The following is a 25,747-nucleotide window of genomic DNA, read 5'->3' on the forward strand; positions in this document are numbered from 1 at the left end:
CGCTCAAATCGGGAAGGGAAACAAACTCGCTGCGCTCAGACAAGTTTCCCTTCTTTTTCCGATTTGAGCACGTCGCCAACGGCGACTCATAAGCGGAATTCCTTTTTCGGCTCGCTTCGCATTGCCTGGGTGGCTCGCCTTCGGCATCGTGATAGTTGCCCTCTGGCTTTTCGCGTTTCTTTTACTTCAAAGATACAGAGCCTCCTGCCTTTTTTGCGCGCGCCTGATCGCCTGCGGCGGATAGCCGAACACGCGCAGGAACGCGCGCCGCATGCGTTCCGGGTCGTCGAAGCCTACTGCTCTGGCGATGCTTTCCAGCGATTCTTCTCCAGCTTCCACCCTTGGCCGCGCGGCTTCGGCGCGCAGTTTTTCGATGGCCTTGGCGGGTGTCTGGCCGGTCTCGGCGCTGAAGGCGCGGTCGAACTGGCGGCGGCTCAGGCAGGCTATTTCGGCCAGACGTTCCGCCGTCAGCGACTCGTGCAGATGGTTACGCGCATAGCTCAAGGTCTCGCGGATTCTTCCCGAGGGCGGGTCCATTTCCAGCAGATTGGAAAACTGCGACTGGCCGCCCGGACGGCGGTGATACACCACCAGTTCCCTTGCCACCGCGCGCGCCAATTCCACCCCGAGGTCTTCTTCGATCAGCGCCAGCGCGAGGTCGATGCCGGCCGAGATGCCGGCGGAGGTCCAGACGTCGCCGTCCTTGATGAAGATCTTGTCGCTGTCGACTTGCACCGACGGATGCATGCGCTGCAAGCGCGTCGCCATGCGCCAGTGCGTGGTGGCGCGCTTTCCCTCCAGCAGGCCGGCCGCCGCCAGCACGAAGGCGCCGGTGCAGACGCTGGCCACGCGGCGCGCCTTGCCTGCTGCATGGCGCGTGTATTCCAGCAAAGTCTCCGACAGCACGCCCTCGCGCGGTCCGGCGCCGCCGGCCACGATCAGCGTGTCGAAGGCGGCGCGATCCAGCGGATGCGTGACGACTGCCGTGCCGGACGCGCTTTCCAGCATGCCGCCTTGCTCCGACATCACGCGCAATTGGTACGGCCTGCTTTTGCCGTCACCTTCATGGAGACGGTTGGCGACGTCGAAGGCGGTCAGCGGACCGGTGAAGTCGAGCAGGCTGCAATCGAGGAACAGCAGGAATCCAATTTTGCGCATGAGAGAGGTGCGTCCAACAAGCAGGTTGTCCAAAAAGGAGGTTTTTATGTCATTTTGGACGCATGGTGGCACGGCACACTGAGGCTGTCAAATTACCTTGGAGTCGCTTCATGAACCCTGCAACACAACCGGACGCGGGCGCGCCCGTCCTGCGCAAGGACAGCCATCGCTGGAAAATCCTCGGTATCGGCGTGCTCGCCAACGCCAGCTTTTCAGCGGCCTTTGCCGGCATTCCGGTGACGGCGATTTTCATGCGCGCCGATTACCGGCTCGACAATACCCAACTCGGCTTGGCGCTGGGCTCGCTCGGATTGGGCGTGGCCGTGAGCGAATTGCCGTGGGGCGTGTTGACCGATCGCTGGGGCGACCGGCGCGTGCTGTTGTGCGGATTGATTTCGACCGCGCTGGCGCTGGCGGTGATGGCCGCCTGCGTCGCGCCCGGCGGCGCCGGCATTCCACCGCTGTGGCTGCTGGCGCTGGGCTTGCTGACGGTCGGCCTGCTCGGCGGCAGCGTCAATGGTTCCAGCGGCCGCGCGGTGATGGGCTGGTTCCGTGAAGGCGAACGCGGCCTGGCGATGAGCATCCGTCAGACCGCGGTGCCGGTCGGCGGCGGCGTCGGCGCGCTGGTACTGCCGTCGCTCGCTGCGGCGTATGGTTTCGCCGCCGTGTATGGCTTGCTGGCATTGTTCTGCCTGCTCAGCGCAGGAATGGCGTGGCTGTGGCTGCATGAGCCACCGGCGACGCCGTCATCCGTGACCGCTGCACCGCCGGATCGCAGCGCCCTGCGCAACATCGAAGTCTGGCGCGTGGCGATGGCGATCGGCATCCTGTGTTTTCCGCAAGTGTCGGTGCTGACCTTCGCCACCATCTTCCTGCACGACATCGGTCACGCGGGATTGGGACTGATCAGTGCGACCATGGCGGCGATCCAGATCGGCGCGGCGGTGATGCGCGTGTGGAGCGGTCGCTGGACTGACCGCCATGGCAATCGCCGTCGCTATCTGCGTGCCTGCAGCGCGCTCAGCGTGGCGTTGTACATCGCGCTCGGTACGGCGGCCGCACTGGCTCCTGCCGTGTGGCCGCAGTGGGTGCTGGCGGCGATCGCGCTGCTGTTGGTGGCGGGCGGTGTGTGCGCGTCGGCCTGGCATGGCGTGGCCTACACCGAGCTGGCGACGCTGGCCGGGCCACGCCAGGTCGGCACGGCGCTGGGACTGGGCAATACCTGCGTGTTCCTGGTGTTCTTCCTGGCGGCGCAGGCGGTGCCGGCCTTGCTGGCGTGGCAATCGTGGCCGGCCGTGTGGCTGGCGGGCGCCGCCGGCGCTTTGATCGCGTGGCCGATTTTCCTGAAGCCGTTGCATCGGAATCGTGCCGGTTGATGTAATAATCGGCGGTTTCAGCCACTACTTTCTTGCGCCATGGATCGTCTGAGCGACATGCGTCTGTTCTTGAGCGCCGCTTCCGCCGGCAGCTTTTCCGCCGCCGGGCGCAAGGCGGGACTGTCGCCGGCGGCTTCCAGCGCGGCCATGCAAAGGCTGGAGCAGTCGCTCGGCGTCAAGCTGTTCGAGCGCACCACGCGCCAGTTGCGGCTCACGGAAGAAGGGCGGCTGTACCAGTATTACTGCCAGCAAGCCATCGACGCCATCACCGAAGCCGAGCATCAGCTGCAGGCCGGCAAGAAACTGGTGCAAGGCACGGTGCGCATCTCGGCTCCATCCGATCTGGGCCGCAATCTGCTGCAGGATTACCTGCTGGAATTTTCACAACAGTATCCCGACGTGCGTTTCGTGCTGGCGCTGACCGATTCGCACGCCAACCTGGTGCTCGACGATGTCGACGTCGCCATCCGCTACGGCAAGCTGGTCGACAGCAGCATGGTGGCGCGCACGCTGGTGCCGAATCGCCGCGTGATCTGCGTGGCGCCGGGCTGCGACGACCATTTCGGTCCGTTGCAGGAATTGTCGCAACTTGCACAGCGACCTGCGCTGGTGCTGACGACCTCGGCCGGGCCGATGAACGTCTGGCAGTTCCAGAGCGGCAAGCGCGTCGAGACCATCCAGCTCGAGCACTATCATGAAACCAACGACGGCGAGATCCTGCGCAAGTGGGCGGTGCAGGGACGCGGCTACGCGTACAAGTCGGCGCTCGACATCGTCGCCGACGTGCGGGCGGATCGCCTGCGCATCGTCTTGCGCGACAAGCTGTCGGCGCCGGCGCCGCTGCATGCCCTGTATCACCGCAACCAGCACCAGCCGCCGCGCGTCAAGCTGCTGCTGGATTTCCTGCAGGAGCGCTTCGCCACGGCGGCGACAGAACTCGACGAGCTGGGTCTCGGACTCTAAGCCGGCGAATAATCGGTATACCCGCGCCGGTCGCCGCCGAACAGCGAGGCGCCGTCGAGATCAGCCAGCGCCAGATTCTCTTGCAAGCGCTTCGGCAAGTCCGGATTGGCGACAAACGGTCGGCCGAAGGCCACCAGGTCGGCCAGTCCATCGGACAGAATTTTCCCCGCACGTTCCTTGTCGTAGCGTCCGGCCACGATGATGCGGCCCGAGTAGGCGGCGCGCAGCCGATGGCGGAAGTCTTCCGGAATCGTCGGCGCATCGTCCCAGTCGGCTTCCGACAAGTGGATGTAGGCGACGTTCTGTTTTTCCAGTTCGGCGGCGGCATGCAAAATCGTATCGACGATTGCCGGATCGGCCATGTCCTTGAATGTGATGTACGGAGCGAGACGCACGCCGACGCGGTGCGCGCCGATTTCCTCCGACACCGCCGCCACCACTTCGCGCAGGAAGCGCACGCGGTTGTCAACGCTGCCGCCGTACTGATCAGTGCGATGATTGGACACGGTGCGCAGGAACTGATCGATCAGGTAGCCGTTGCCGCCGTGCAGTTCGATGCCGTCGAAACCGGCCGCCATCGCATTGGCTGCAGCCTGGCGGAAGTCGCCGACGATGCCGCCGATTTCGTCCACCGTCAGTGCGCGCGGCATGGGCGTATCGACCATGCGGCCGACGCCGTCGTCACCCACGATCCACACTTGCGTGCCGCGCGGCTGGATTGCCGATGGCGCCACCGGCGCAGCGCCGTCATGGAACACCGGATGTGATACCCGGCCGACATGCCACAGCTGCACGAAGATGCGTCCGCCGGTTTTGTGCACGGCATTGGTGACCAGCTTCCAGCCGTCGATCTGTTCCTGTGTATGGATGCCGGGCGTAAACGAATAGCCCTGGCTCTGTTTCGATATCTGTGTCGCCTCAGTCACGATCAGGCCGGCTGCGGCGCGCTGCGCGTAATAGTCGGCCATCATCTGGTTGGGGATGTTGCCCGGCTGCGAGGAGCGTGCGCGTGTCATCGGCGCCATCACAATGCGGTTCGACAAAGCGACCGATCCCAGCTGCAGGGGCGTGAACAGGGCCGAGTCTTTCAGGAGTGCGTGATTGCTCATGATACTAATCCTCCACCTTCGACATCAATCACGGCGCCGCTGACGAAGCCGTTTTCCATTGCAAACATATAAGCCTGTGCCATATCCTGCGGTGTACCCACGCGGCCGACCGGCAAGCCCTTGCCGATACGCGCCATGGCGGCCACGCGCGATTCGGCGCCTGCTTCGCCCCACAATTCGGTATCGACCACGCCCGGACTGACCACGTTGACACGGCGCGGCGCCAATTCCCTGGCGAGACTTTTCGCGGTCGCGTCGACGGCCGCATTGAGGCCGCTCTTGAGCAGGCTGCCGGGACCGAACTTGCGCGACAGCAGGCCCGAGGTCAGTGTGACGGAGGCGTTCGGCGACAGATACGGCAGCGCCGCCTGGATCGCGAACAGCGAGCCGAACAGCTTGACGTTGAAGGCCAGTTCCAGTTCGTCGCGGGTGAGCTCGGTCAGCTTGGGTGAGCCGACGCGTGCACCGGCGGTCAGGATCAGATGGTCGATCTTGCCGATGGCGGCGAATGCTTGCGTGAGTGCAGTGCTATCGGTGACGTCGGCCACGGCAGCGCGGATGTTGTCGCCGGCCTTGGCCGAACGGCCGATCACGGTGACGACGGCGCCGCGCGCTGCCGCTTCTTGCGCGACGGCGCGGCCGATGCCGGAGGTGCCGCCGATGACGACGACTTGCTGTTGTTGCAGTGTGGTGTCGGACATGATGTTCTTTCGGATGGTGGAATGAAATTACTGCGGGATGGCGCCGAGTTGCTGCATCAGCGTCAGGTTGTCTTCCAGATGCCAGTTCTCGGCGATGCGGCCGTCCTGGATCCGGTACAAGTCATGCGCCTGGAAATCGATGGCCTGGCCCTTGCCTTGCAGTTGGCCGAACACACCGGTGAAGTGGCCGCGAAAACGCAAATGCACCGCGACGCGATCGCCGGCCACCGTCATGTCCTGCACTTCCGCGCTGAGGTCGGGTACGGCTTTTCGGAAACCTTCCGACGCCTGCAAAGGACCGTTGACGCCTTGCGGACGTCCGGCAGGCAGGGTGCGGTCGACGAAGGCCGGGCTCAGCGCCTGGCGTGCAAATTGCGCGTCGCCGGTATTCCAGAACGCCGCGTAGCGACGCGCCGCCAGCACCCGCGCGTCGGTGTCGGTACTGGCCGGCGACGTATCGATGGCGACGTGTTGCGGTGCAGGCAGTGATGCTTCGGCCGTTGCGCCGCTACTGATGCCGCCGAAGCCGCCGGCGGCCAGCGCCAGCGTCAGCGCAGATTGCCATTTCTTGTTGTGCATGAGGGTTCTCCCGGTGTCGATAAAGTGATTGCATTGTCGGCCGGGGGGCTTGTTCTGGGAATGCGTCCCGCGCTTGAATCATCTTCTTGATATTTTTGAAAATGGGCAGAAATCCCGGTTTTGGCAGGCTTTAGACGACTGGTCTAATTTTTCGGTAAAATAGCCTGCATGAGAGATACCTACGCCGACACCAAACTCAGCATCCTGCAGGCAGGCCGCCGCCTGATCGCCCAGAAGGGCTTCACCGGCGTGGGTCTCAACGAGTTGCTGAGCGCCGCCGACATTCCCAAGGGCTCGTTCTATCACTACTTCGGTTCGAAGGAGCGGTACGGCCGCGAGCTGATCGAGCAATACGTCGACGAGTACCTGCTGACGCTGGACAAGACATTCGACGCGGACGGCAACGCGAACTCGACCGCACGCGAGCGTCTTTTGACCTACTGGGGCTACTGGCTGGAGACGCAATGCTGCGAAATCGCCGAGCACAAATGCCTGGTGGTCAAGCTCAGCGCTGAAGTGGCCGACCTGTCCGACGACATGCGCGTGGCATTGCACAGCGGCACCGAAGCCTTCATCGCGCGCATTGCCGACGTCATCCGCACGGGCGTGGCCGAAGGTTCGCTGCACACCGTGCTGGAGCCTTACCGCACCGCGCAGATGCTGTACCAGATGTGGCTGGGCGCAAGCCTGCTCAGCAAACTCAGCCGCGACCGCGAGGCGCTGGAGAGCGCCATGGATGTCACCCGGCGCGTGCTGGTGGCGCCCTGATTGCGCACTGATTTCACTGCGCTGAAAAATTCAATTCTTTCGCCGCATGCCACCCGGCAGGCGGCCTCTCCTTCAAAGGAAAACCATGTCCCAATCCGCTACCGTCAATCGCCGCATCGTGCTGGCGTCGCGCCCGACCGGCTCGCCCGCGCCGGAACATTTCCGCCTGGAAGAAACCGCCGTGCCGACGCCGGGGCCGGGCCAGTTCCTGCTGCGCGCCGATTATCTTTCGCTGGATCCCTACATGCGCGGCCGCATGAGCGACGCGCCGTCCTATGCGCCGCACGTTGAAATCGACGCCGTCATGACCGGCGGCACCGTCTCGCGCGTGGTGGCGTCGCAGCATCCCGACTACCAGGAAGGCGATCTCGTCATGGCCTACACCGGCTGGCAGGACTATGCCCTCTCGGACGGCACAGGCGCCACCAAGCTGGACAAGAACATGCCGCGTCCGTCATATGCGCTCGGCCTGTTCGGCATGCCGGGCTTCACCGCCTATGCCGGCCTGCTCGACATCGGCCAGCCGAAGGAGGGCGAGACCGTGGTGGTCGCCGCCGCCACCGGCGCGGTCGGCTCGGTGGTCGGCCAGATCGCCAAACTGAAAGGTTGTCGCGTGGTCGGCATCGCCGGCGGCGCCGAGAAGTGCCGCTACGCCGTGGAAGAACTGGGCTTCGACGCCTGCATCGATCATCGCGGCGACGACCTGCCGCAACAATTGAAAGACGCCTGTCCCAAGGGCATCGACGTGTACTTTGAAAACGTCGGCGGCAAGGTCTTCGAAGCCGTTCTGCCGCTGCTCAACGTGCATGCGCGCGTGCCGCTGTGCGGCCTGATCGCGCAATACAGCGGCGTTGCCCCGAACGCGGCCCTGTTGGGCACGCTGCCGCGCAACCTGCTGACCAAACGCATCCGCATGCAGGGCTTCATCATTTTCGATTACTACCAGCGCGCCGGCTATTTCGCCGAGTTCTTCAAGGACATGAGCGCCTGGGTTGCCGCCGGCAAGATCAAGTACCGCGAAGACGTGGTGCAGGGATTGGAGAACGCGCCGCAAGCCTTCATGGGCCTGCTCGAAGGCAAGAACTTCGGCAAGCTGGTTGTTCAGATCGCCTAGTGCAAATCGCGTAACTATTTTCAGACGCCCATTACGGGAGTCAGCAAGGACCACCATGATTCCGTTTTCCGTACTCGACCTGTCGCCGATCAACCAGGGCAGCACCGCCGCCCAGGCCTTCCACAACAGCAAGGAGCTGGCGCAGAAGGCTGAAGCGCTCGGCTACAACCGCTACTGGCTGGCCGAACATCACAACATGACCGGCATCGCCAGCGCCGCCACGTCGGTGGTGATTTCACACATCGCCGCCAATACCAAGACCATCCGCGTCGGCGCGGGCGGCATCATGCTGCCGAACCATTCGCCGCTGGTGATCGCCGAGCAGTTCGGCACGCTGGAGTCGCTCTATCCCGGCCGCATCGACCTCGGCCTTGGCCGTGCGCCCGGTTCCGACCAGCGCACCGCACGCGCCTTGCGCCGCCACCTCGGCGACAGCGCCGATACCTTCCCGCAGGACGTGGTCGAGCTGCAGGAATATTTCAAGGAAGCCTCGCCGTACCAGTCGGTGCGCGCCGTGCCGGGCTACGGCCTGAACGTACCGCTGTGGCTGCTCGGCTCCAGCATGTTCAGCGCACAGCTGGCGGCGGAAATGGGTTTGCCGTTTGCGTTCGCCTCGCACTTCGCGCCGGGTTTCATGAAGTCGGCCGTCGAAATTTATCGTTCCCGCTTCAAGCCGTCAGACGCCTTGAAGCGTCCGCACGTGATGCTCGGCCTGAACGTGTTCGCCGCCGAGACCGACCGTGAAGGCGAGCGGCTGTTCACGTCCCTGCAGCAGCAATTTGTCAACCTGGTGCGCGGCGTGCCGGGCCAGCTAAATCCACCGCGCGAGAGCATGGAAGACTACTGGCGTCCGGAAGAGAAGTCCCACGTCGAGCGTTCGTTGTCCTGCGCCATCGTCGGTTCGCCCGAGACCGTGCGCGCCGGCTTGCAGAACTTCATCGACGACACCGGCGCCGATGAATTGATGATCACCGCGCAGATCTACGACCATGCAGCGCGTTTGCGGTCGTTCGAGATCGTGGCTGAGGCGCGCGAGGCGTTGACGCCGAAGGTGCCGACGCTGGAGTTTTGACGTAGCAGGGAAGTTGAAGGCAGGAGACACGAAGGCCGGGACCATGAAAATGGCCCGGCCTTTTTTCATTCAATGATGGATCTTCATTCCATCCCGAGCATGCGCGCTAAACTATTGGCCGACTTTTCGCTGACCAGCTGGATGCGTTGCTCCAGCACCAGCAAGTGTTCTTCCATGGCCGCGATGGCGCCGGCGGCGTCGCCTTTTTCGATGAAGTCGACGATGCTGGTGTGTTCGTCGTGTTCGCAGGCGGCGTAGCCGGACGGTTCGTGCAGGGCGACGATCAGGGAGCAGCGCGACACCAGTTCGCTCAGGTAGCGTTGCAGGATGGGATTGCGGCACAGCTCCGCCACGCGCAGGTGGAACGCCGAGGCCAGCCGCGCCCAGTCGGTCTGGGCGTAATTGTGCATGGCTGCATGTTCTTCCTTGAGCTGGCGGCGCAGTTTGGCGAGGTCGGCCTTGGTGGCGTTCTTCACGGCCAGCGCCAGCACAGCGGACTCCAGTGAACGGCGCGCTTCGAAAATCTCGCGGGTTTCTTCCGGCGTCGGCATGGCGACGATGGCGCCGCGGTTCGGGCGCAGTTCGACGATATGCTCATGCGCCAGCTTTTGCAGCGCCTTCTGCACCACCGTACGACCGACGCCGAACAGTTCGCACAAGGCGGCTTCGGGCAGCTTGGTGCCGGGCGTCAGGCGCTGGCTCATGACGCTGGTGAAGACGCTTTGGTAAATGCGCTGGATGATGTCGTCGCCATCGTCCGCATGTGCGGCATCGACGGAGGCGTCGGCCAGCGCGTCGTGACGGACCTTGGGACGGCCGGTGCGTGCTGCTGCGGTCGGTGCGGCCGCTGCTGCCTTAAGGGACTTGAGCGCCGGCTTGCCGGCTTTCTTTGCGGTGCTGCGGAGAGGCATATCGTTCATCGTGTTCTGCGAATTTCCTGCAATTGATTCCACAAGGCCGTCGCCAGCCGTATCAGCGCCAGGTCGCTGCCGGCCGGGCCCAGCAATGATACGCCGATCGGCAGGCCCGCGTCTGTAGAAAACGGCAGGCTGACCTGCGGCAAACCGGCCAGTCCGGCGATGCACGTGATGCGGAAGCTGCGCGTGCGCACCTCGTCGACCTCGGCGCCACTCGCGCTGAGCAGCGGCGCCACGCTTGCCGCCGACGGAATGATCGCCACGCCGTCTTCACCCAGCAAGTCGGATACCTGCTTGCGGATGGTGTCCTGGCGTTGCACCGCCATGGCGGCGTCATGCGTATTGACGTCGGCGGCGAACTGCCAGCGCGCCGCCACCGCAGGGCTGAAGTCGGGCCGATTGGCTGCGATCCACGCGCCGTGGACTTGCCAGCCGTCGTAAGCGGACGCGGTGACATAGGTGCGCCGCCATTCTTCCAGCATGCCGGGAGCCGCCAGCGTATGGCGCGTGCGCGCGCCGTCGAACGCCATGAAGACCTGCTCGACCCGCTCATGGAATACGGTATCGGCCTGCGCCAGCACGTCGGTGAGCAGCAGCGCGCGCCTGAAACTGTGTTTTGCCTGTCGAGGCAATAGAACGCGGCCGACGCGCTCGAACACCTCTGCATCTTGCGCGAACCAGGTCGCGGTATCGAACGCCGGCTGCAGCGGCACCATCGCCTCGCGCGGCAGCAGGCCGTGCGTAGTGCGCAAGCCCCACACGCCGCAATAGCTGGCCGGCACGCGGGTCGAGCCGCCGGTGTCGGTGCCCAGCGCGAAGTCGCACAGGCCGGCCGCGACCGCCGCCACCGAACCGCTGGAAGAACCGCCCGGCACCCGGTCCGGCGCGCGCGTATTGAGCGGGGTGCCGTAGTGGATGTTGTCGCCGTGGATGCTGTAGGCCAGTTCATCAGTGACGGTCTTGCCGACCAGCGTGGCGCCGGCGGCCAGCAGCGTCGTGATGAGCGGGCTGGTTTTCTGCGGCAGCGCATGCGTGGCCAGCCAGACCGGATTGCCCGCGCCGGTGGGATGGCCGGCGACGTCGAACACGTCCTTGGCCGCGAAGCGCAGGCCGCGCAGTTCGCCCTCGGCGGCGCCGGAGACCACGAAGCGGCCGTGCGGCACCCAGGCGCCTGCATAGTTGTCGTGCGATGCATCGTTCCTGGTCTGAGCGTTCATGTGGACGTTCATGCGTCACCCCTGCGCCAGCGCAACCGCCGGTTGCGACTTCAGCACTTCCAGTCCGTCGACGTGGTCGCAGATCGCGCCCGGCGTGGTGAACCAGACCTCGCTGCGGTCGCGCGCGGCGGCGATGTGTTCCAGTGCGCGGCGCAGGTGGCGCAGACGGTAGGGCTGGCCGACCAGGTAAGGATGCAGCGCGATGCCCATCACCAGCGGCTGGCGGCGCGACTGCTCGAGCATTTCGTCGAAGTTGTCGACGATGAGCTGGGCGAAATCCTTGCCGTCCATCTGGCGCGCCACGATCATCGGGATGTCGTTGACCTCCTGCGGATAGGGGATCGACCACAGCGTCTTGCCGCTGCGCGTCTGCATGTGCGTGGGCTGGTCGTCGTGGCACCAGTTGAGGTTGTAGCGGTAGCCGCTTTCCAGCAACAGGTCGGGCGTAGCCAGGCTTTCCGAAATCCAGGGCGACAACCAGCCGGTCGGCGTCCGCCCGCTGTGCTGCTGCATGCGCTCGCGGCAGAATTGCAGCAGCGCCAGTTCGGCGGCTTCGTCGAGCGTGCCCTGTTGATGGGCGTTGGTGTGGCCGTGGCCGATCAGCTCGTCGCCGCGCGCGACGAAGGCTGCGATCAGCTCCGGGCAATGGTCGTAGAGCGCCGTGTTGGCAAGCACCCCGGCCGGCAGGCCGAGGCTGTCGAACAGTTCCAGGCAGCGCCAGGCGCCGACGCGGTTGCCGTATTCGCGCCAGGCGTAATTGAGCACGTCGGGTTCGGCGGCGGCCGGGCCCAGACGCGCGCCCAGGCCTTCACCGAAGGCGAAGTGCTCGATGTTGAAGCCGAGGTACACCGCCAGGCCGGCGCCGTTGGGCCAGCGGTAATGCGGACGCTGCGTGATGGCCGAATAGCCGAAGCGACCGTGCACCGGCAATACGCCGAGGCGGTCAGGTTGATCCGGCTGCATGGCGCTGATCGATGATGGTGCGGCGTGCATCATTTTATTCATCTCTTTCCACTTTCTGCACTTTGTCCGTGCATTATTGATTGCAATATTGAATTTATATTTGCGTCAATAAAAGTGATTTATTGCTTCTAATACGAGATACATATTGTCGGCAAAAACTATTTTTTATTGTGGCAGTTGGCATAGCCCTTGCATAAGTCATGCCGGGAACAAAGCAAAACCAACCACTCATCAATTCAGATCCGGGAGAGCCACATGATCCACTTCACTCGTCGCACCGCAATCGCCGCCGCCCTGGCGACCTTGGCCGCAGCCAGCCTGTCGCCGCTGGCGCTGGCCGCCGACCCCATCAAGATCGGCCTGGTCACGGCCCTGTCCGGCCAGTCGGCGCAATCGGGCGAAGCCATCACGCGCGGCCTGACGGTCGCCATCGACGAGATCAATGCCAAGGGCGGCCTGCTCGGCGGCCGCAAGCTGGAGCTGGTCCGCCGCGACGACGAAGGAAATCCGGCCAAGGGCGTGGTCGCAGCGCGCGAACTGATCTTCAAGGAAAAAGTGGCGATGATCTTCGGGGGCCTTGATACGCCGGTATCCATGGCCATCGTGCCCATCATCAACGCCGAGAAGGTGCCGTTCATGGGCCCCTGGGCCGCCGGCACCGGCGTCACCAAGAACGGCGCCAACCCCAACTACGCTTTCCGCGTCTCGGCAGTGGACGAACTGGTCGACAAGGCCATGCTGACCTACGCGCAGAAGACCTTCAAGGCCAGCAAGGCCGGCCTGATCCTGGTCAACAACCCATGGGGCGAATCGAACGAGAAGGGCATCGTCGCCGCGCTGGCCGAGAAATCCATGAAGCCGGCCGGCATCGAGAAGTTCGAGGCCAGCGACGTCGACATCGTGCCGCAGCTGACGCGTCTGAAAGTAGCCGGCGCCGATACCCTGTTTTTGGTCGGCAACGTCGGCCCGTCGGCGCAGGTGGTGAAGTCGCTCGACCGCATGGGCTGGAAGGTGCCGGTGGTTTCGCACTGGGGCCCGGCCGGCGGACGCTTCACTGAACTGGCCGGACCGAATGCAAAGAACGTCCACTTCGTCCAGACCTTCAGCTTCTTCGGCAAGCTGACGCCGGTCGGCGACAAGGTGGTCAGGGATCTCAAGGCCAAGTATCCGAACATCAAGGGACCGGACGACATCACCCCGGCGGTCGGCGTCGCCAATGCCTACGACGGCATGCAGCTGGCTGCGCTGGCGATCGCCAAGGCGGGCTCCACCAACGGCGATGCGATCCGCGAAGGTTTCTACAAGATCGATCGCTATGAAGGCCTGATCAAGACCTATGTCAAACCGTTCTCGCCGGCCGTGCACGACGCGCTGCAATCCGACGACTATGTGTGGGCGCAGTTCATCGACAACCGCATCCTGCCGGTAGGATTGACACAGTAAGCCGTCCTCGGTTTCGGGGATGACGAACCTGCCCGGGCGACGCAAGCTGCAGCGCCCGGGCGACAAGATTCAATCAGGGAGAACAAGATGTTGCTGTTGTCGGCGCTGATCAGCGGGTTGGGACTGGGAAGCATGTATGGCCTGATGGCGCTGGGTTTTTACATCACCTATGCGGTATCGGGTACGGTCAATTTTGCGCAGGGCAGTTCCATGATGCTGGGTGCGGTCCTGTGCTTCACGTTTTCGCAGACGCTGGGCTGGCCGATGTGGTCGGCCGTGATGCTGGCGCTGGCTGTATGTGCGCTGTACGGTCTGGTGGTGGAAGTGCTGGCGGTACGTCCGTTCGCCAACCGCGGTTCCAACGCCTGGCTGATGTCGACCGTGGCCTTGGGCATCGTGCTCGACAACGTCGTCATGCATACCTTCGGCAAGGAGCCGCGCAGCCTGCAGTCGCCGTTGGCCTTGTCGTCGATTGAAATCGGCGGCGTCGGCCTGGGCGTGTATCCGCTGCAGCTTCTTATTCCGGTAGTCGGTCTGGTGCTGGCGGCGGTGTTGCATCGCATCTCGCGCCGCACGCGCTGGGGCATCGCCATGCTCGCGGTGGTGCAAAATCGCGACGCCGCAAGGCTGATGGGCATTCCCATCGTACGCGCCGTCGCAGTCTCCTTCGCCTTGTCGACGCTGCTGGCGGGCATCGCCGGCGTGCTGATCGCGCCGCTGTTCAACGTCAACGCCGACATGGGTACGCTGTTCGGCCTCAAGGCGTTTGCCGTCGCCATCCTCGGCGGCATCACCAGTGCCTGGGGCGTGATGATCGCCGGCCTGCTGTTCGGCGTGGCGGAAGCGATGATCACCTCCACACTCGGTTCCGGCTACACGCAGATCATCACCTTCGCACTGGTGATCGTGGTGCTGGCCATTCGTCCCAACGGCCTGTTCGGTCGCGCACAGGTGAAAAAAGTATGACGACCATTCCTCCTTCTTCCGTGGTGGCTGCAGCAAAAACGGCAGCAAAAACAGCGGCATCTGCATCGCCGCCGCCGCGCCGCCTGCTCGGGCTGGCCGGACCGTTGCCGCTGGCGGCGGGTCTTGCCGCGCTGGTGGCGGTGTGCTGCCTGGCGCTCACCGTCAACAGTTATTACGTGTTCGTGCTGACCGGCATCGCCTTGATGGCGATCGTCGGCATCGGCCTGAACGTGCTGCTCGGCCTGACCGGACAGGTCTCGTTCGGGCACATCGGCTTCTACGCCATCGGCGCCTATACGGTGGCGATACTGACCACCAAATTCGGCGTCAGCTTCTGGCTGGCGTGGCCGCTGGCGGCGCTGATCGCCGCTGCGCTGGGCGCTTTGCTGGCGCTGCCGGCCCTGCGCGTGAAAGGGCCGTACCTGGCGATGATCACGATTGCCTTCAGCTTCATCGTGCAGCACGCCATCATTGAAATGCGCGGACTCACCGGCGGCCAGAACGGCATCATGGGCATCGCCGCGCCGGGCTTCGGCGGTCTGGTGCAAGGCGAACGCGGCATCGCGCTGCTGGCGATCTGCAGCGCCGCCATTCTGCTTGCAGCGTTCTGCTGGCTGGCGCGCGGCACCTGGGGCGCCGCCATGCGCGCGGTGAAGGACAGCGAGACCGCCTCCGAATCGATCGGCCTCAATCCGCTCGTGATCAAGACCGTGGCCTTCGCCGTGTCGGCCATGCTGGCCGGTCTGGCGGGCGGTTTGTTTGCGCCGTTGTCGACCTTCGTCACGCCGGACACCTTCGGCTTCATGCAATCGATCCTGTTCGTGCTGGTGGTAGTGGTCGGCGGCGCGGGCGCGACGATGGGACCGCTGATCGGCGCCGTCATCGTCGGCGTGCTGCCGGAGTTGTTGTCCAGTCTGGAAGATTACCGGCTGCTGTTTTTCGGCGGCCTGCTGTTGCTGGTGCTGTGGATTGCGCCGGATGGCGTGACCGGCATGCTGCGTCAGCTGGCGGCAAAAATGGGGAGCAAGAAAATCCCCGGTGCAGCGACCGCTACTCCCTCCTATGACGACCTGCCGCAGCGATTGCAGGAGGCGGTGTTGCCGCAGCGTGATCGCCGCACTCTGCGGGCAGAAGGATTGACGATGATCTTCGGCGGCGTGCGCGCGGTCGGCGATCTCAGCTTCGACGTGCCGGCCGCCGCCATCACGAGCCTGATCGGCCCCAACGGCGCAGGAAAAACCACCGCGCTGAACATGCTAAGCGGGTTCTACAAGCCCTCTATCGGCGGCTTCTCGTTGCAAGGTGCCGCGCTTGCAGGCTTGCCGGCCTTCCGCATCGCCCGCCATGGCGTCGCACGCACGTATCAGACCTCGCAACTGTTCGGCTCGCTGACGGTGGAAGACAACGTCGCACTGGCCATGGGCAAGGGCAAGCTCGGCGGCCTGCTCAACGCCGGCAGTTTCGGCGCGGCGGAGATTCGTGCGCGCAGCAGGCAACTGCTGGCGTATTGCGGCTACGAAGGGGCGGTCGATATTGCATCGGCCGATCTGGCCCACGTCGATCGCCGGCTGGTGGAAATCGCCCGCGCGCTGGCAACCGATCCCGAGGTGCTGCTGCTGGATGAGCCGGCCGCCGGCCTGTCGCGCGAAGACAAGGAAAAGCTCGCGCGCCTGCTGCAACGCATCGCCGCAGCCGGCATCAGCGTGGTGCTGGTGGAGCACGACATGTCGCTGGTCATGGACATCTCGCACCGCATCGTGGTGCTGGATGCCGGCCAGCGCCTGGCGCTGGGCACACCGCAGGAGATCCAGGACAATCCGGCGGTGCGCCAGGCTTATCTCGGCGAAGCGATGCAGGCCGAAGCGCGTATTCGCGGCAGCCGTTCCGGCCAGGAGTTGCTCGGCGTCGGCGAACTGATCGCCGGCTATGGCGCCGAACCGGTCCTGCACGGCATCAACCTTCAAGTAAAGCAGGGTGAAATGGTGGCGCTGCTGGGCGCCAACGGCGCCGGCAAATCGACGCTGATGCGTGCGCTGGCGGGACTCCATCGTCCGGTGCGCGGCGGCATCCACGTCGGCGGCGTCAATCTGATGCACCTGCGCGCGGAAGAGATCGTCAAGCACGGCGTGGTGCTGGTGCCGGAAGGTCGCCAGGTGTTCGCCGAGCTGAGCGTGCTCGACAACATCCGCCTCGGCGCCTTCCTGTATCCGCAGGACATGGACCGCCGCGTCGAGGAAATGCTGACACGCTTCCCGCGCCTGCGCGAGCGCTTGCATCATCGCGCCGGCCTGTTGTCGGGCGGCGAGCAGCAGATGCTGGCGGTCGCGCGCGGCCTGATGTCGCGTCCGCGCATCCTGTTGCTGGACGAGCCGTCGCTGGGCCTGGCGCCCAAGGTCATCGCAGAACTGTTCGCCGCGCTCGACGGCCTGCGCGATGAAGACATGACCATCCTGCTGGTCGATCAGATGGCGGCACTGGCGCTGGCCTTGGCCGATCGCGCCTACGTCATCGAAGGCGGACGCGTGGTGGCCGAAGGCACCGCCGCCGAGATCGCCGCCAACGATGCGCTGGCCAAGGCTTATCTGGGCGGGCACTAAGAAAGTATCTATGGAATACGAGATCAACCTGCCCGACGTCGTCGCCGAAGTGACCGCCGCCTTTGAGCGCTATGAGGTGGCGCTGGTCAACAACGACGTCGCCGTCCTCGACGAACTGTTCTGGAACAGTCCGCACACCTTGCGCTACGGTGCGACCGAAAACCTGATCGGTTACGATACCATCCAGGCGTTCCGCAACAGCCGCTCGCCGAAGAACCTGGCGCGCGACTTGCATGCGACCGTGATCACTACGTACGGCCCCGACTACGCCACCGCCAACACCGAGTTCAGCAAGAGCGGTGAAGCGCGCACCGGGCGCCAGAGCCACACCTGGCTGCGCTTGCCGCAAGGATGGCGCATCGTGGCGGCGCACGTGTCGTGGATGGACAATTAATCGAAGACAGACAGTTTCAGGAGCCCTCTATGTTGTACAGCAAGACCTGTATCGGCGGCATGGTGACCGCACCGCATCACCTGGCGGCGCAAGCCGGTGCCGCCGTGCTGCGCGAAGGCGGTAACGCGGTGGAGGCGATGGTCGCCGCCGCTGCCGCCATCGCCGTGGTGTATCCGCACATGAACGGCATCGGCGGCGATGGCTTCTGGGTCATCAGCGAACCGGGCCGCGAACCGGTGGCGATCCAGGCCTGCGGCCAGTCGGCCGCGCTGGCGACCAAGGATTTTTATGCGCAGCACGGCGACGCGGCGATTCCGACGCGCGGTCCGCGCGCGGCGCTGACCGTGGCAGGCGCAGTCGGCGGCTGGGCAGCAGCGCTGGAGGCCGTCAAAGATTGGGACGGCGGCAAGCGCCTGCCATTGTCGCGCTTGCTGGCCGATGCGATTCATCACGCCAGGGCCGGCGTGCCGGTCACACGCTCGCAGGTTGAACTCACGCAGGACAAATGGGAAGAGCTGAAGGACCAGCCCGGTTTCGCCGCCACCTATGCAGCACAAGGCGCACCGTCGCTGGGCGACATCCTGAAACAACCGGCGCTGGCGGCGACCCTGTCGCGCCTGACCGAAGCCGGCCTCGACGATTTCTATCGCGGTGAACTGGCGCAGCAATTCGCCGCCGGTCTCGAACAGGCCGGCAGCCCGTTGCGCGCCGCCGACCTCGCCGCTTATCGCGCGCAGGTCGTCAAGCCGCTGATGGTGCAGATGCAATCCGGCCGTATCTATAATCTGCCGCCGCCGACGCAGGGCGTGTCGGCGCTGATGATCCTGGGCCTGTTCGATCGCCTCGGCGTCAAGCAGGCGGATGGCTTCGAACACATCCACGGCCTGGTGGAAGCCACCAAGCGCGCCTTCATCCTGCGCAACAAGCACGTCACCGATCGTGCCCACATGTCGGTCGATGCCGCCGACTGGCTGTCGCCTGAGGCGCTCGACCGCGAGGCCGCGCAGATCGACATGCAGCGCGCGGCGCCGTGGCCGCATGTGCCCAAGCCGGGCGACACCATCTGGATGGGCGCGGCCGATGCGCAGGGACGCGTGGTCAGTTATATCCAGAGCATTTTCTGGGAGTTCGGCAGCGGCGTGATCGCCGGCGACACCGGTGTGGTGTGGCAAAACCGCGGCGCGAGTTTTACGCTCGACGACGGCGCCAACCAGTTGCAGCCGGGCAAGCTGCCGTTCCATACGCTCAATCCTTCGCTGGCGCGTCTCAACGACGGCCGCACGCTGGCCTACGGCACCATGGGCGGCGAAGGCCAGCCGCAGACGCAGGCCGCAGTGTTCAGCCGCCACATTCTGTTCGGTCAGAACATGCAGGCTGCAGTCAGTGCGCCGCGCTGGTTGCTGGGCCGCACCTGGGGCACGGTGTCGACCAACCTCAAGCTTGAGGGACGCATCCCGGCCGACGTGATCGAGGCGCTCCGGCGCGCCGGCCATGATGTCGAAGTGACGGCCGATTACACCGACATGATGGGTCACGCGGGCGCCGTTTGCGTGCATCCGAACGGCCTGATCGAAGGCGCCACCGATCCGCGCGCCGATGGTATTTGCGCCGGCGTTTGATTCTCTTCCGACGCGCTTCCGACTCCCTCCGACGGACTGCCGGGACGGCCCTTGCGCCCGACCCGGCAGTTTTTGCAACAGATTGCCTGTTTATATGGATAAAAGCTTGTCTGACAGACAAGCTTTCAGTCTTATTCCCGCGTCAAGTATTGCTCCCGATGCAATTGACCAGCTAATATTTCGGTATTCCCAATAAAAGAATCAGAGGGAGCGCCCGGGAGGAAGGCAAGCAAGGCCATTTCCGTTCTTTCGGTGTCACGTCGAACAGCAGCCGGAGCCATCTTGAGCATTAAAAAACTCTCATCGACATTGAGTCTGTCCTCATGGGTCACGATAGGAGTGGTGCTGTCGGTGCTGATCACGACGGCGTCGGTGCTGGCGTTGGTGGATCAATTCACGCGCAGCTATGCGCGTCACGAAGCCGAGGCGCGGCTCAATCAACTGGCCTGGCAAATGCAGGACGCGCTCGACCGCAGCATGGCGGAGCGCTACATCGACGTGAAGCTGCTGTCGCAACGTCCGTCGATCCGCGAGGCCAAGGATCCGGCGCGCATGCGCGCCGTCTTCAACGAATTGCAAAGAAACGTTCCCAATTACGCCTGGATCGGCTTCGCCACGCCGGACGGCAACGTGCTGGCCGCCGCCAACGGTTTGCTGGAAGGCCAGAGCGTCGAGCAGCGGCCGTGGTACCAGAAGGCGCAAAAGGATTTCTTCGTCGGCGACTATCATCCCGCCGTGCTGCTGGAAAAGAAGCTGCCGGTCATGAGCGATCCATGGCGCTTCGTCGACATCGCCACGCCGATCATGGGACCGGACGGCCAGTTCCAGGGCGTACTGGGCGTACACCTGAGCTGGACCTGGGCGCGCGACCTGGCCAAGAAGCTGCTCAACCCGGCCAATGACCGCTACGACGTCGAGATCATGATCGTGCGCGAAGACGGCACCGTGCTGCTCGGTCCGCGCGAACTCGAAGAAAAGAAAATCGCCTCCGACAGCTTCAAGGCCTCGCTGCGCCTGCCGTCGGGATCGATGCGCGAACTCGGCGAAGACGGCCAGCATTACCTGACCGGTTTTGCGCGCACCGGCCTCAACAGCGAATACACCGAAATGAAATGGAGCGTGCTGGTGCGTCAGCCCGAACAGGTCGCCATGTCCGGCTTCAAGGACCTGGAGCGCCAGGTGCTGTTCGTCGGCTGCATCGTAGGCTTGCTGCTGATGACGCTGGCGTTCTTCATGACGCGCCGGCTGGTGGCGCCGATGAATGCGCTGAGCGCCGCATTGGAACGACGCGCCACCGGCGACCACAGCGCCGAGATTCCCATCGTCGGTACCTATTACGAAATCCAGCTGCTCTCGACCACGCTGTCGACCATGGTCCAGCGCGAAGAAAACTACCTGCGCGAAGTGCGCTCGCTCAACGAAGGCCTGGAGCAACGCGTCGAAGACCGCACCCGGCGCCTGCACGAAACCGCCATCGCCCTGCAGCAGTCCCTCGACAACCAGCGCGAAAACCAGATCCGCCTGGAAGAAAGCGAAACCGAACTGCGTGCGATCCTGCAAAACGCCCACGACGCCTTCATCGCCATCGACGAAGACGGCATGGTGCTGGAATGGAATCGCCAGGCCGAGCAACTGCTGGGCTGGGCCCACAAGGAAGCCGTCGGCAAGGAACTGGCCGAACTGATCATTCCGTTTGAGCAGCGCGAGCTGCACCGGCGCGGCATGACCCATTTCCTCAACACCGGCGAAGGCGTGGTGATCAACAACCGCATCGAGATCAACGCGTTGCGCCGCGACGGCAACGAACTGCCGGTCGAAATGACAGTCGGCTATGTGCGCCGCCGCGCCGGCCACCTGTTCATCGCCTTCCTGCATGACATCACCGAGCGCCAGGCCTTCCGCAACTCGCTGCAGGAAATGGCGCTGACCGACATCCTGACCGGCCTGCCGAATCGCCGCGCCTTTACCGAAAAGCTGCCCGAGGCGATGGCGCGCGCCATCCGCGAACCGCAGCAGATGGGTCTGCTGTTCATGGATGTCGACGGTTTCAAGAGCATCAACGACAAGTACGGTCATGAAGCCGGCGACGAACTGCTGGTCAAGTTTGCCGAACGCCTGATCGATGCGGTGCGCGACGTCGACACCGTGGCGCGCCTGGCCGGCGACGAATTCACCGTCATCCTCGAGCGCCTGCACGGCCCGGCCGACGCCATGGGCGTAGCGGAAAAAATCCTGGTGTCGATGCGCCGGCCGTTCATCCTCACGGCCGCGACCGTCAATGTCTCCACCAGTATCGGCATCGCGATCTACGAACCGGGCCAGCACATCGACCAGGACGCGCTGGTGGCGCAGGCCGACAAGGCCATGTACGCCGCCAAACGCGCCGGCAAGAACCGGGTCGAATGGAATACCGAGGAAAGCTCGGTCTGATCTGAACCTTGTTCCCTGCAGTAATATCTTCCTGCATCACCATTCACTTAATTCCTGTCCCGATCAGCACGCGCCGCCCCGAGCGGCGCGTTCTTGTTTACACAAAATTTATACCGTCCTCCGATAGTTTTATCCGGATTTAACGTCCTTCCCCCTATCGTTTGCTCCGTAAGCATTCATCAAGGGAGTAGGACATGGATTTTCTATATATCGGCGGCTTGCTGGCTTGCAGCATCGTCATGTGGGCATTTGTCGTCGCCTGCAAGAAGCTGGAGGACATGCAATGACCGTCATGCAAATACTGGGGCTGGCCGTATCGGTCGGCCTGTTGGCGTATCTCGTTTACGCCCTGATCAAGCCGGAGGCCTTCTGACATGACTGCCTCGATTACCCAACTGGCGATCTATCTGGTCGTCCTGCTCGTGCTGTCGGTGCCGGTGGGCTGGTACATCGCCCGCGTGATGGAAGGCAAGTCTGCCGTCAACCGCGTGTTCGGCGGCATTGAACATTTCTTCTATCGTCTGTGCGGCATCCGTTCCGACGCCGACATGGGCTGGAAGCAATACGCGCTGTCGTTGCTGCTGTTTAATATCGTCGGCATGTTCGTCGTCTACGCGCTGCAACGCCTGCAATTCTGGCTGCCGCTGAATCCGGCCGGCATGGTCAATGTCAGCGCCGACTCCTCGTTCAACACCGCAGTGAGCTTCGTCACCAACACCAACTGGCAGGGCTACGTCGGCGAAAGCACGATGAGCTATCTGACCCAGATGCTGGCGCTGTCGGTGCAGAACTTTGTCTCGGCCGCCACAGGCATCGCCGTCGCCTTTGCGCTGATCCGCGGCTTCGCGCGTCACAGCAGCAAGAGCATCGGCAACTTCTGGATCGACATGACACGCTCCAGCCTGTACGTGCTGCTGCCGTTGTCGGTACTGGTCGCCGTCGTGCTGATGAGCCAGGGCGTGATCCAGAACTTCAAGTCCTATGTCGAAGTGTCGACGCTGGAAACCACTTCCTACACCGTGCCGCGCCTGGATCCGCAAGGCCAGCCGCTCAAGGACGAGAAGGGGGCACCGCTGGTCGATGAGATGAAGACCAGCAAGCAAACCTTGCCGATGGGCCCTGTTGCCTCGCAGGAAGCGATCAAGATGGTTGGCACCAACGGCGGCGGTTTCTTCAACGCCAACTCGGCGCATCCATACGAGAACCCGACGCCGCTGTCCAACTTCGTGCAGATGCTGGCGATCCTGATCATTCCCGCCGCGCTGTGCACCAGCTTCGGCATGCTGGTCGGCGACCGCCGCCAGGGCTGGGCGATCCTGGCTGCGATGACGCTGTTGTTCATCGTCATGACGCTGACCGTGATGTACTTCGAGCAGCAGCCCAATCCCGCGCTGGCCGTCGCGCATGCAACGCAGAGCAACGGCATGATGGAAGGCAAGGAAACTCGTTTCGGCATCATCGCATCGAGCCTGTTTGCGGCGATCACCACGGCGGCATCCTGCGGCGCCGTCAACGCCATGCACGACTCGCTGTCGCCGTTGGGCGGACTGGTGCCGATGCTGCAGATGCAGCTCGGTGAAGTGGTCTACGGCGGCGTCGGCGCAGGTCTGTACGGCATGCTGATCTTTGCGGTGCTGGCGGTGTTCATCGCCGGCCTGATGATCGGCCGCACGCCGGAATACCTGGGCAAGAAGATCGGCGTGTTCGACATGAAGATGATGTCCATCGCCATCCTGATGACGCCGGCGCTGGTGCTGGTGCTGACGGCGATTTCGGTGATGGTGGAAAGCGGCCTGGCCGGCATCGCCAACCCCGGCGCCCATGGCTTCTCGGAAATCCTCTACGCCTTCAGCTCGGCCGCCAACAACAACGGCAGCGCCTTTGCCGGCTTGTCGGCCAACACGCCTTATTACAACGTCATGACCGGTATCGCCATGTGGCTGGGCCGCTTCGGCATCATCGTGCCAGTGCTCGCCATGGCCGGTTCGCTGGCCGGCAAGAAGCGCCTGGCGGCCACATCCGGCACCTTGCCCACGCATGGTCCGCTGTTCGTCGCGCTGCTGATCGGCGCGGTGATCCTGGTCGGCGCACTGACGTATGTCCCGGCGCTGGCGCTGGGTCCGGTGATCGAGCATCTGCAGATGATGGCGATTCACTAATGTCTGAATTGGAGAAAAACATGGCAAATAGTCCTGCCAAAAAAGTTGTTGTCCCTGCCGGTAGCGTACCTGCTGCCGCGACGCCTGCCTCATCGGGTGCGCAATCCGCAACCAAATGGATGTTCGATCCGGCCATCGTCAAACCGGCCGTGATCGACTCGTTCCGCAAACTGTCGCCGCGCGCCCAATGGCGCAATCCGGTGATGTTCGTGGTGTACCTGGGCAGCATCCTGACCACGCTGCTCTATCTGCAGGCGCTCAACGGCAAAGGTGAGGCGCCGTCCGGCTTCATCCTCGCCGTGACGGTGTGGTTATGGTTCACGGTGCTGTTCGCCAACTTCGCCGAAGCATTGGCGGAGGGCCGCAGCAAGGCGCAGGCGGCATCGCTGCGCAGCGCCAAGAAAAGTGTGGTGGCCAAGAAGCTGCAACGCGCCAATCGCAATGATCGCTGTGAACTGGTCGAAGGCAGCTCGCTGCGCAAGGGCGACCTGGTCCTGATCGAAGCGGGTGACTACGTCCCGGCCGACGGCGAAGTGGTCGAAGGCGTCGCCACCGTCGACGAGAGCGCCATCACCGGTGAGTCTGCGCCGGTGATCCGCGAGTCGGGCGGCGACTTTACCGCCGTCACCGGCGGCACCCGCGTGCTGTCGGACTGGATCATCGTGCGCGTCACGGTGAACCCCGGCGAAGCCTTCCTCGATCGCATGATCGCCATGGTGGAAAGCGCCAAGCGCCAGAAGACGCCCAATGAGATCGCGCTGACCCTGCTGCTGGTTGCGCTGACCATCGTGTTCCTGCTGGTGACGGTGACCCTGCTGCCGTTCTCGGTGTTCAGCGTCAACGTCGCACAGAGTGGTGCGCCGGTTACCGTGACCGCGCTGATCGCCTTGCTGGTGTGTCTGATCCCGACCACCATCGGCGGCCTGCTGTCGGCCATCGGCGTGGCCGGCATGAGCCGCATGATGCAGGCCAACGTGATCGCGACCTCGGGCCGTGCGGTGGAAGCCGCCGGCGATGTCGACGTACTGCTGCTGGACAAGACCGGCACCATCACACTCGGCAATCGCCAGGCCTCGGCCTTCCTGCCAGCCAACGGCGTGAGCGAACAAGAGTTGGCCGACATCGCCCAGCTCGCTTCCTTGGCCGATGAAACACCGGAAGGCCGCAGCATCGTGGTGCTGGCCAAGAAGCGCTTCAATCTGCGTGAACGCGAAATGGCCAGCCTCGGCGCGGTCTTCATCCCGTTCACTGCGCAGACGCGTCTGTCCGGTGTCGACATCGGCCATCGCCAGATTCGCAAAGGAGCCGCCGACGCCATCCGCAAGCTGGCCGAGCAAGCCGGTCAACAAGTACCGGGTGAAGTCGCCGCCGCCGTCGACATCGTCGCCCGTCGCGGCAGCACGCCTTTGGTGGTGGCTGAGACCGACGCCTCCAGCGGTTCGATCCGTGTACTCGGCGTGATCGAGTTGAAGGACATCGTCAAGGGCGGCATCAAGGAGCGCTTCTCCGAGCTGCGCCGCATGGGCATCAAGACCATCATGATCACCGGCGACAACCGTCTCACTGCAGCGGCGATCGCAGCGGAGGCGGGCGTCGACGACTTCCTCGCCGAAGCCACGCCGGAAAACAAGCTCTCGCTGATTCGCCAGCACCAGGCCGAGGGCAAGCTGGTGGCGATGACCGGCGACGGCACCAACGATGCGCCGGCACTGGCGCAGGCCGACGTCGCGGTGGCCATGAACACCGGCACGCAGGCGGCGAAAGAGGCCGGCAACATGGTCGACCTGGATTCCAATCCGACCAAGCTGATCGAGATCGTCGAGATCGGCAAGCAGATGCTGATGACGCGCGGCAGCCTGACCACCTTCAGTATCGCCAACGACGTCGCCAAGTATTTCGCGATCATCCCGGCGATGTTCGCGACCACCTATCCGCAACTGGCGGCGCTGGACGTGATGCATCTGAACAATCCGTCGTCGGCGATTTTGTCGGCGGTGATTTTCAATGCGCTGGTGATCGTCGTGTTGATCCCGCTGGCCTTGCGTGGCGTGCGTTATCGGGCGCTGGGCGCGGCTGTGCTGTTGCGTCGCAATCTGTTGATTTACGGTCTGGGCGGTCTGGTCGTGCCGTTTGTCGGCATCAAGCTGATTGACGTGTTGCTTGGCGTCTTTGGCCTGGCTTAATTTTGTTGAAGGAATTGTC

At 63.9% G+C, this 25,747-nt stretch carries 21 protein-coding genes; 14 read left to right on the top strand and 7 right to left on the bottom strand.

Annotated elements, in window-relative coordinates; translation table 11 throughout:
• Window positions 1-186: 186 nt before the first annotated feature.
• Window positions 187-1,158: a GlxA family transcriptional regulator gene (locus tag ACIROY_RS15425; RefSeq protein WP_402342300.1), complete on the bottom strand. Its 972-nt coding sequence runs from the start codon at window positions 1,156-1,158 to the stop codon at window positions 187-189.
• A 110-nt stretch (window positions 1,159-1,268) separates the two neighbouring features.
• Here ACIROY_RS15425 and ACIROY_RS15430 point away from each other — a divergent pair, with 110 nt between their 5' ends.
• Window positions 1,269-2,534 carry an MFS transporter gene (locus ACIROY_RS15430; protein WP_402342302.1) on the top strand — a complete coding sequence of 422 codons (1,266 nt, stop codon included), beginning with the start codon at window positions 1,269-1,271 and terminating at the stop codon, window positions 2,532-2,534.
• 57 nt (window positions 2,535-2,591) lie between these two features.
• Window positions 2,592-3,497 carry a LysR substrate-binding domain-containing protein gene (locus ACIROY_RS15435; RefSeq protein ID WP_402342304.1) on the top strand — a complete coding sequence of 302 codons (906 nt, stop codon included), beginning with the start codon at window positions 2,592-2,594 and terminating at the stop codon, window positions 3,495-3,497.
• Here ACIROY_RS15435 and ACIROY_RS15440 read toward each other — a convergent pair.
• From ACIROY_RS15440 to ACIROY_RS15450, 3 genes are read right to left on the bottom strand one after another with little or no spacing between them, the layout of a single operon-like run.
• The gene (locus ACIROY_RS15440) at window positions 3,494-4,606 is read right to left on the bottom strand and encodes an alkene reductase (RefSeq protein ID WP_402342306.1); all 1,113 of its coding nucleotides are present in this window, start codon (window positions 4,604-4,606) and stop codon (window positions 3,494-3,496) included. The two genes, ACIROY_RS15435 and ACIROY_RS15440, sit on opposite strands and share 4 nt — an antisense overlap.
• Window positions 4,603-5,307: an SDR family oxidoreductase gene (locus ACIROY_RS15445; RefSeq protein WP_402342308.1), complete on the bottom strand. Its 705-nt coding sequence runs from the start codon at window positions 5,305-5,307 to the stop codon at window positions 4,603-4,605. The genes ACIROY_RS15440 and ACIROY_RS15445 overlap by 4 nt, the downstream gene beginning before the upstream one ends.
• A 27-nt stretch (window positions 5,308-5,334) precedes the next feature.
• The gene (locus tag ACIROY_RS15450; protein WP_402342310.1) at window positions 5,335-5,886 is read right to left on the bottom strand and encodes an ester cyclase; all 552 of its coding nucleotides are present in this window, start codon (window positions 5,884-5,886) and stop codon (window positions 5,335-5,337) included.
• A gap of 168 nt (window positions 5,887-6,054) precedes the next feature.
• On the opposite strand from ACIROY_RS15450, the gene ACIROY_RS15455 reads away from it, so the two are divergent.
• The 3 genes from ACIROY_RS15455 (at window position 6,055) to ACIROY_RS15465 (ending at window position 8,840) form a co-directional block, all read left to right on the top strand.
• Window positions 6,055-6,654: a TetR/AcrR family transcriptional regulator gene (locus ACIROY_RS15455; RefSeq protein ID WP_402342312.1), complete on the top strand. Its 600-nt coding sequence runs from the start codon at window positions 6,055-6,057 to the stop codon at window positions 6,652-6,654.
• Window positions 6,655-6,739: 85 nt separating this feature from the next.
• Window positions 6,740-7,768, top strand: coding sequence for an NADP-dependent oxidoreductase (locus ACIROY_RS15460; protein WP_402279432.1), 1,029 nt, complete (start codon window positions 6,740-6,742; stop codon window positions 7,766-7,768).
• A 55-nt stretch (window positions 7,769-7,823) separates the two neighbouring features.
• Entirely contained in the window at window positions 7,824-8,840 is a 1,017-nt protein-coding gene (locus ACIROY_RS15465; protein WP_402279430.1) for an LLM class flavin-dependent oxidoreductase, read from the top strand.
• An 83-nt stretch (window positions 8,841-8,923) separates the two neighbouring features.
• On the opposite strand, the gene ACIROY_RS15470 is transcribed toward ACIROY_RS15465, so the two are convergent.
• The 3 genes from ACIROY_RS15470 to ACIROY_RS15480 are packed head-to-tail and all read right to left on the bottom strand — an operon-like array spanning window position 8,924 to window position 11,937.
• A complete protein-coding gene (locus ACIROY_RS15470) occupies window positions 8,924-9,760 on the bottom strand; it encodes a GntR family transcriptional regulator (protein ID WP_402279427.1) in 837 nt (278 codons plus the stop codon).
• Window positions 9,757-10,974 carry an amidase gene (locus ACIROY_RS15475; RefSeq protein WP_402279425.1) on the bottom strand — a complete coding sequence of 406 codons (1,218 nt, stop codon included), beginning with the start codon at window positions 10,972-10,974 and terminating at the stop codon, window positions 9,757-9,759. Before ACIROY_RS15475 ends, ACIROY_RS15470 begins: the two co-directional genes overlap by 4 nt.
• Before the next feature lie 15 nt (window positions 10,975-10,989).
• Complete coding sequence (locus ACIROY_RS15480; protein ID WP_402279608.1) at window positions 10,990-11,937, bottom strand: polysaccharide deacetylase family protein; 948 nt, start codon at window positions 11,935-11,937, stop codon at window positions 10,990-10,992.
• Between the two features lie 255 nt (window positions 11,938-12,192).
• Here ACIROY_RS15480 and ACIROY_RS15485 point away from each other — a divergent pair, with 255 nt between their 5' ends.
• The 9 genes from ACIROY_RS15485 (at window position 12,193) to kdpB (ending at window position 25,728) form a co-directional block, all read left to right on the top strand.
• Window positions 12,193-13,380 (top strand): ABC transporter substrate-binding protein, encoded by a 1,188-nt coding sequence (locus ACIROY_RS15485; RefSeq protein WP_402279423.1) that lies wholly within the window; start codon window positions 12,193-12,195, stop codon window positions 13,378-13,380.
• Between the two features lie 87 nt (window positions 13,381-13,467).
• Window positions 13,468-14,346, top strand: a complete 879-nt coding sequence (locus ACIROY_RS15490; RefSeq protein ID WP_402342314.1) for a branched-chain amino acid ABC transporter permease — start codon at window positions 13,468-13,470, stop codon at window positions 14,344-14,346.
• A complete protein-coding gene (locus ACIROY_RS15495; protein ID WP_402342316.1) occupies window positions 14,343-16,943 on the top strand; it encodes an ATP-binding cassette domain-containing protein in 2,601 nt (866 codons plus the stop codon). The genes ACIROY_RS15490 and ACIROY_RS15495 overlap by 4 nt, the downstream gene beginning before the upstream one ends.
• A gap of 10 nt (window positions 16,944-16,953) precedes the next feature.
• Window positions 16,954-17,337, top strand: a complete 384-nt coding sequence (gene hpxZ, locus ACIROY_RS15500) for an oxalurate catabolism protein HpxZ (RefSeq protein WP_402342318.1) — start codon at window positions 16,954-16,956, stop codon at window positions 17,335-17,337.
• A 29-nt stretch (window positions 17,338-17,366) separates the two neighbouring features.
• Entirely contained in the window at window positions 17,367-18,956 is a 1,590-nt protein-coding gene (locus ACIROY_RS15505; RefSeq protein ID WP_402279414.1) for a gamma-glutamyltransferase family protein, read from the top strand.
• 282 nt (window positions 18,957-19,238) lie between these two features.
• A complete protein-coding gene (locus ACIROY_RS15510) occupies window positions 19,239-21,386 on the top strand; it encodes a diguanylate cyclase domain-containing protein (RefSeq protein WP_402279412.1) in 2,148 nt (715 codons plus the stop codon).
• 283 nt (window positions 21,387-21,669) lie between these two features.
• On the top strand, window positions 21,670-21,759 hold the full coding sequence (gene kdpF / locus ACIROY_RS15515) for a K(+)-transporting ATPase subunit F (protein WP_402279409.1): 90 nt from the start codon (window positions 21,670-21,672) through the stop codon (window positions 21,757-21,759).
• A 1-nt stretch (window position 21,760) separates the two neighbouring features.
• On the top strand, window positions 21,761-23,545 hold the full coding sequence (gene kdpA, locus ACIROY_RS15520) for a potassium-transporting ATPase subunit KdpA (protein WP_402342320.1): 1,785 nt from the start codon (window positions 21,761-21,763) through the stop codon (window positions 23,543-23,545).
• 119 nt (window positions 23,546-23,664) lie between these two features.
• Window positions 23,665-25,728, top strand: coding sequence for a potassium-transporting ATPase subunit KdpB (gene kdpB / locus ACIROY_RS15525; protein ID WP_402279605.1), 2,064 nt, complete (start codon window positions 23,665-23,667; stop codon window positions 25,726-25,728).
• Window positions 25,729-25,747 lie beyond the last annotated feature (19 nt).

This window comes from Herbaspirillum sp. NPDC101396 (assembly GCF_044767365.1).
In the GTDB taxonomy this organism is placed as follows: domain Bacteria; phylum Pseudomonadota; class Gammaproteobacteria; order Burkholderiales; family Burkholderiaceae_D; genus Herbaspirillum.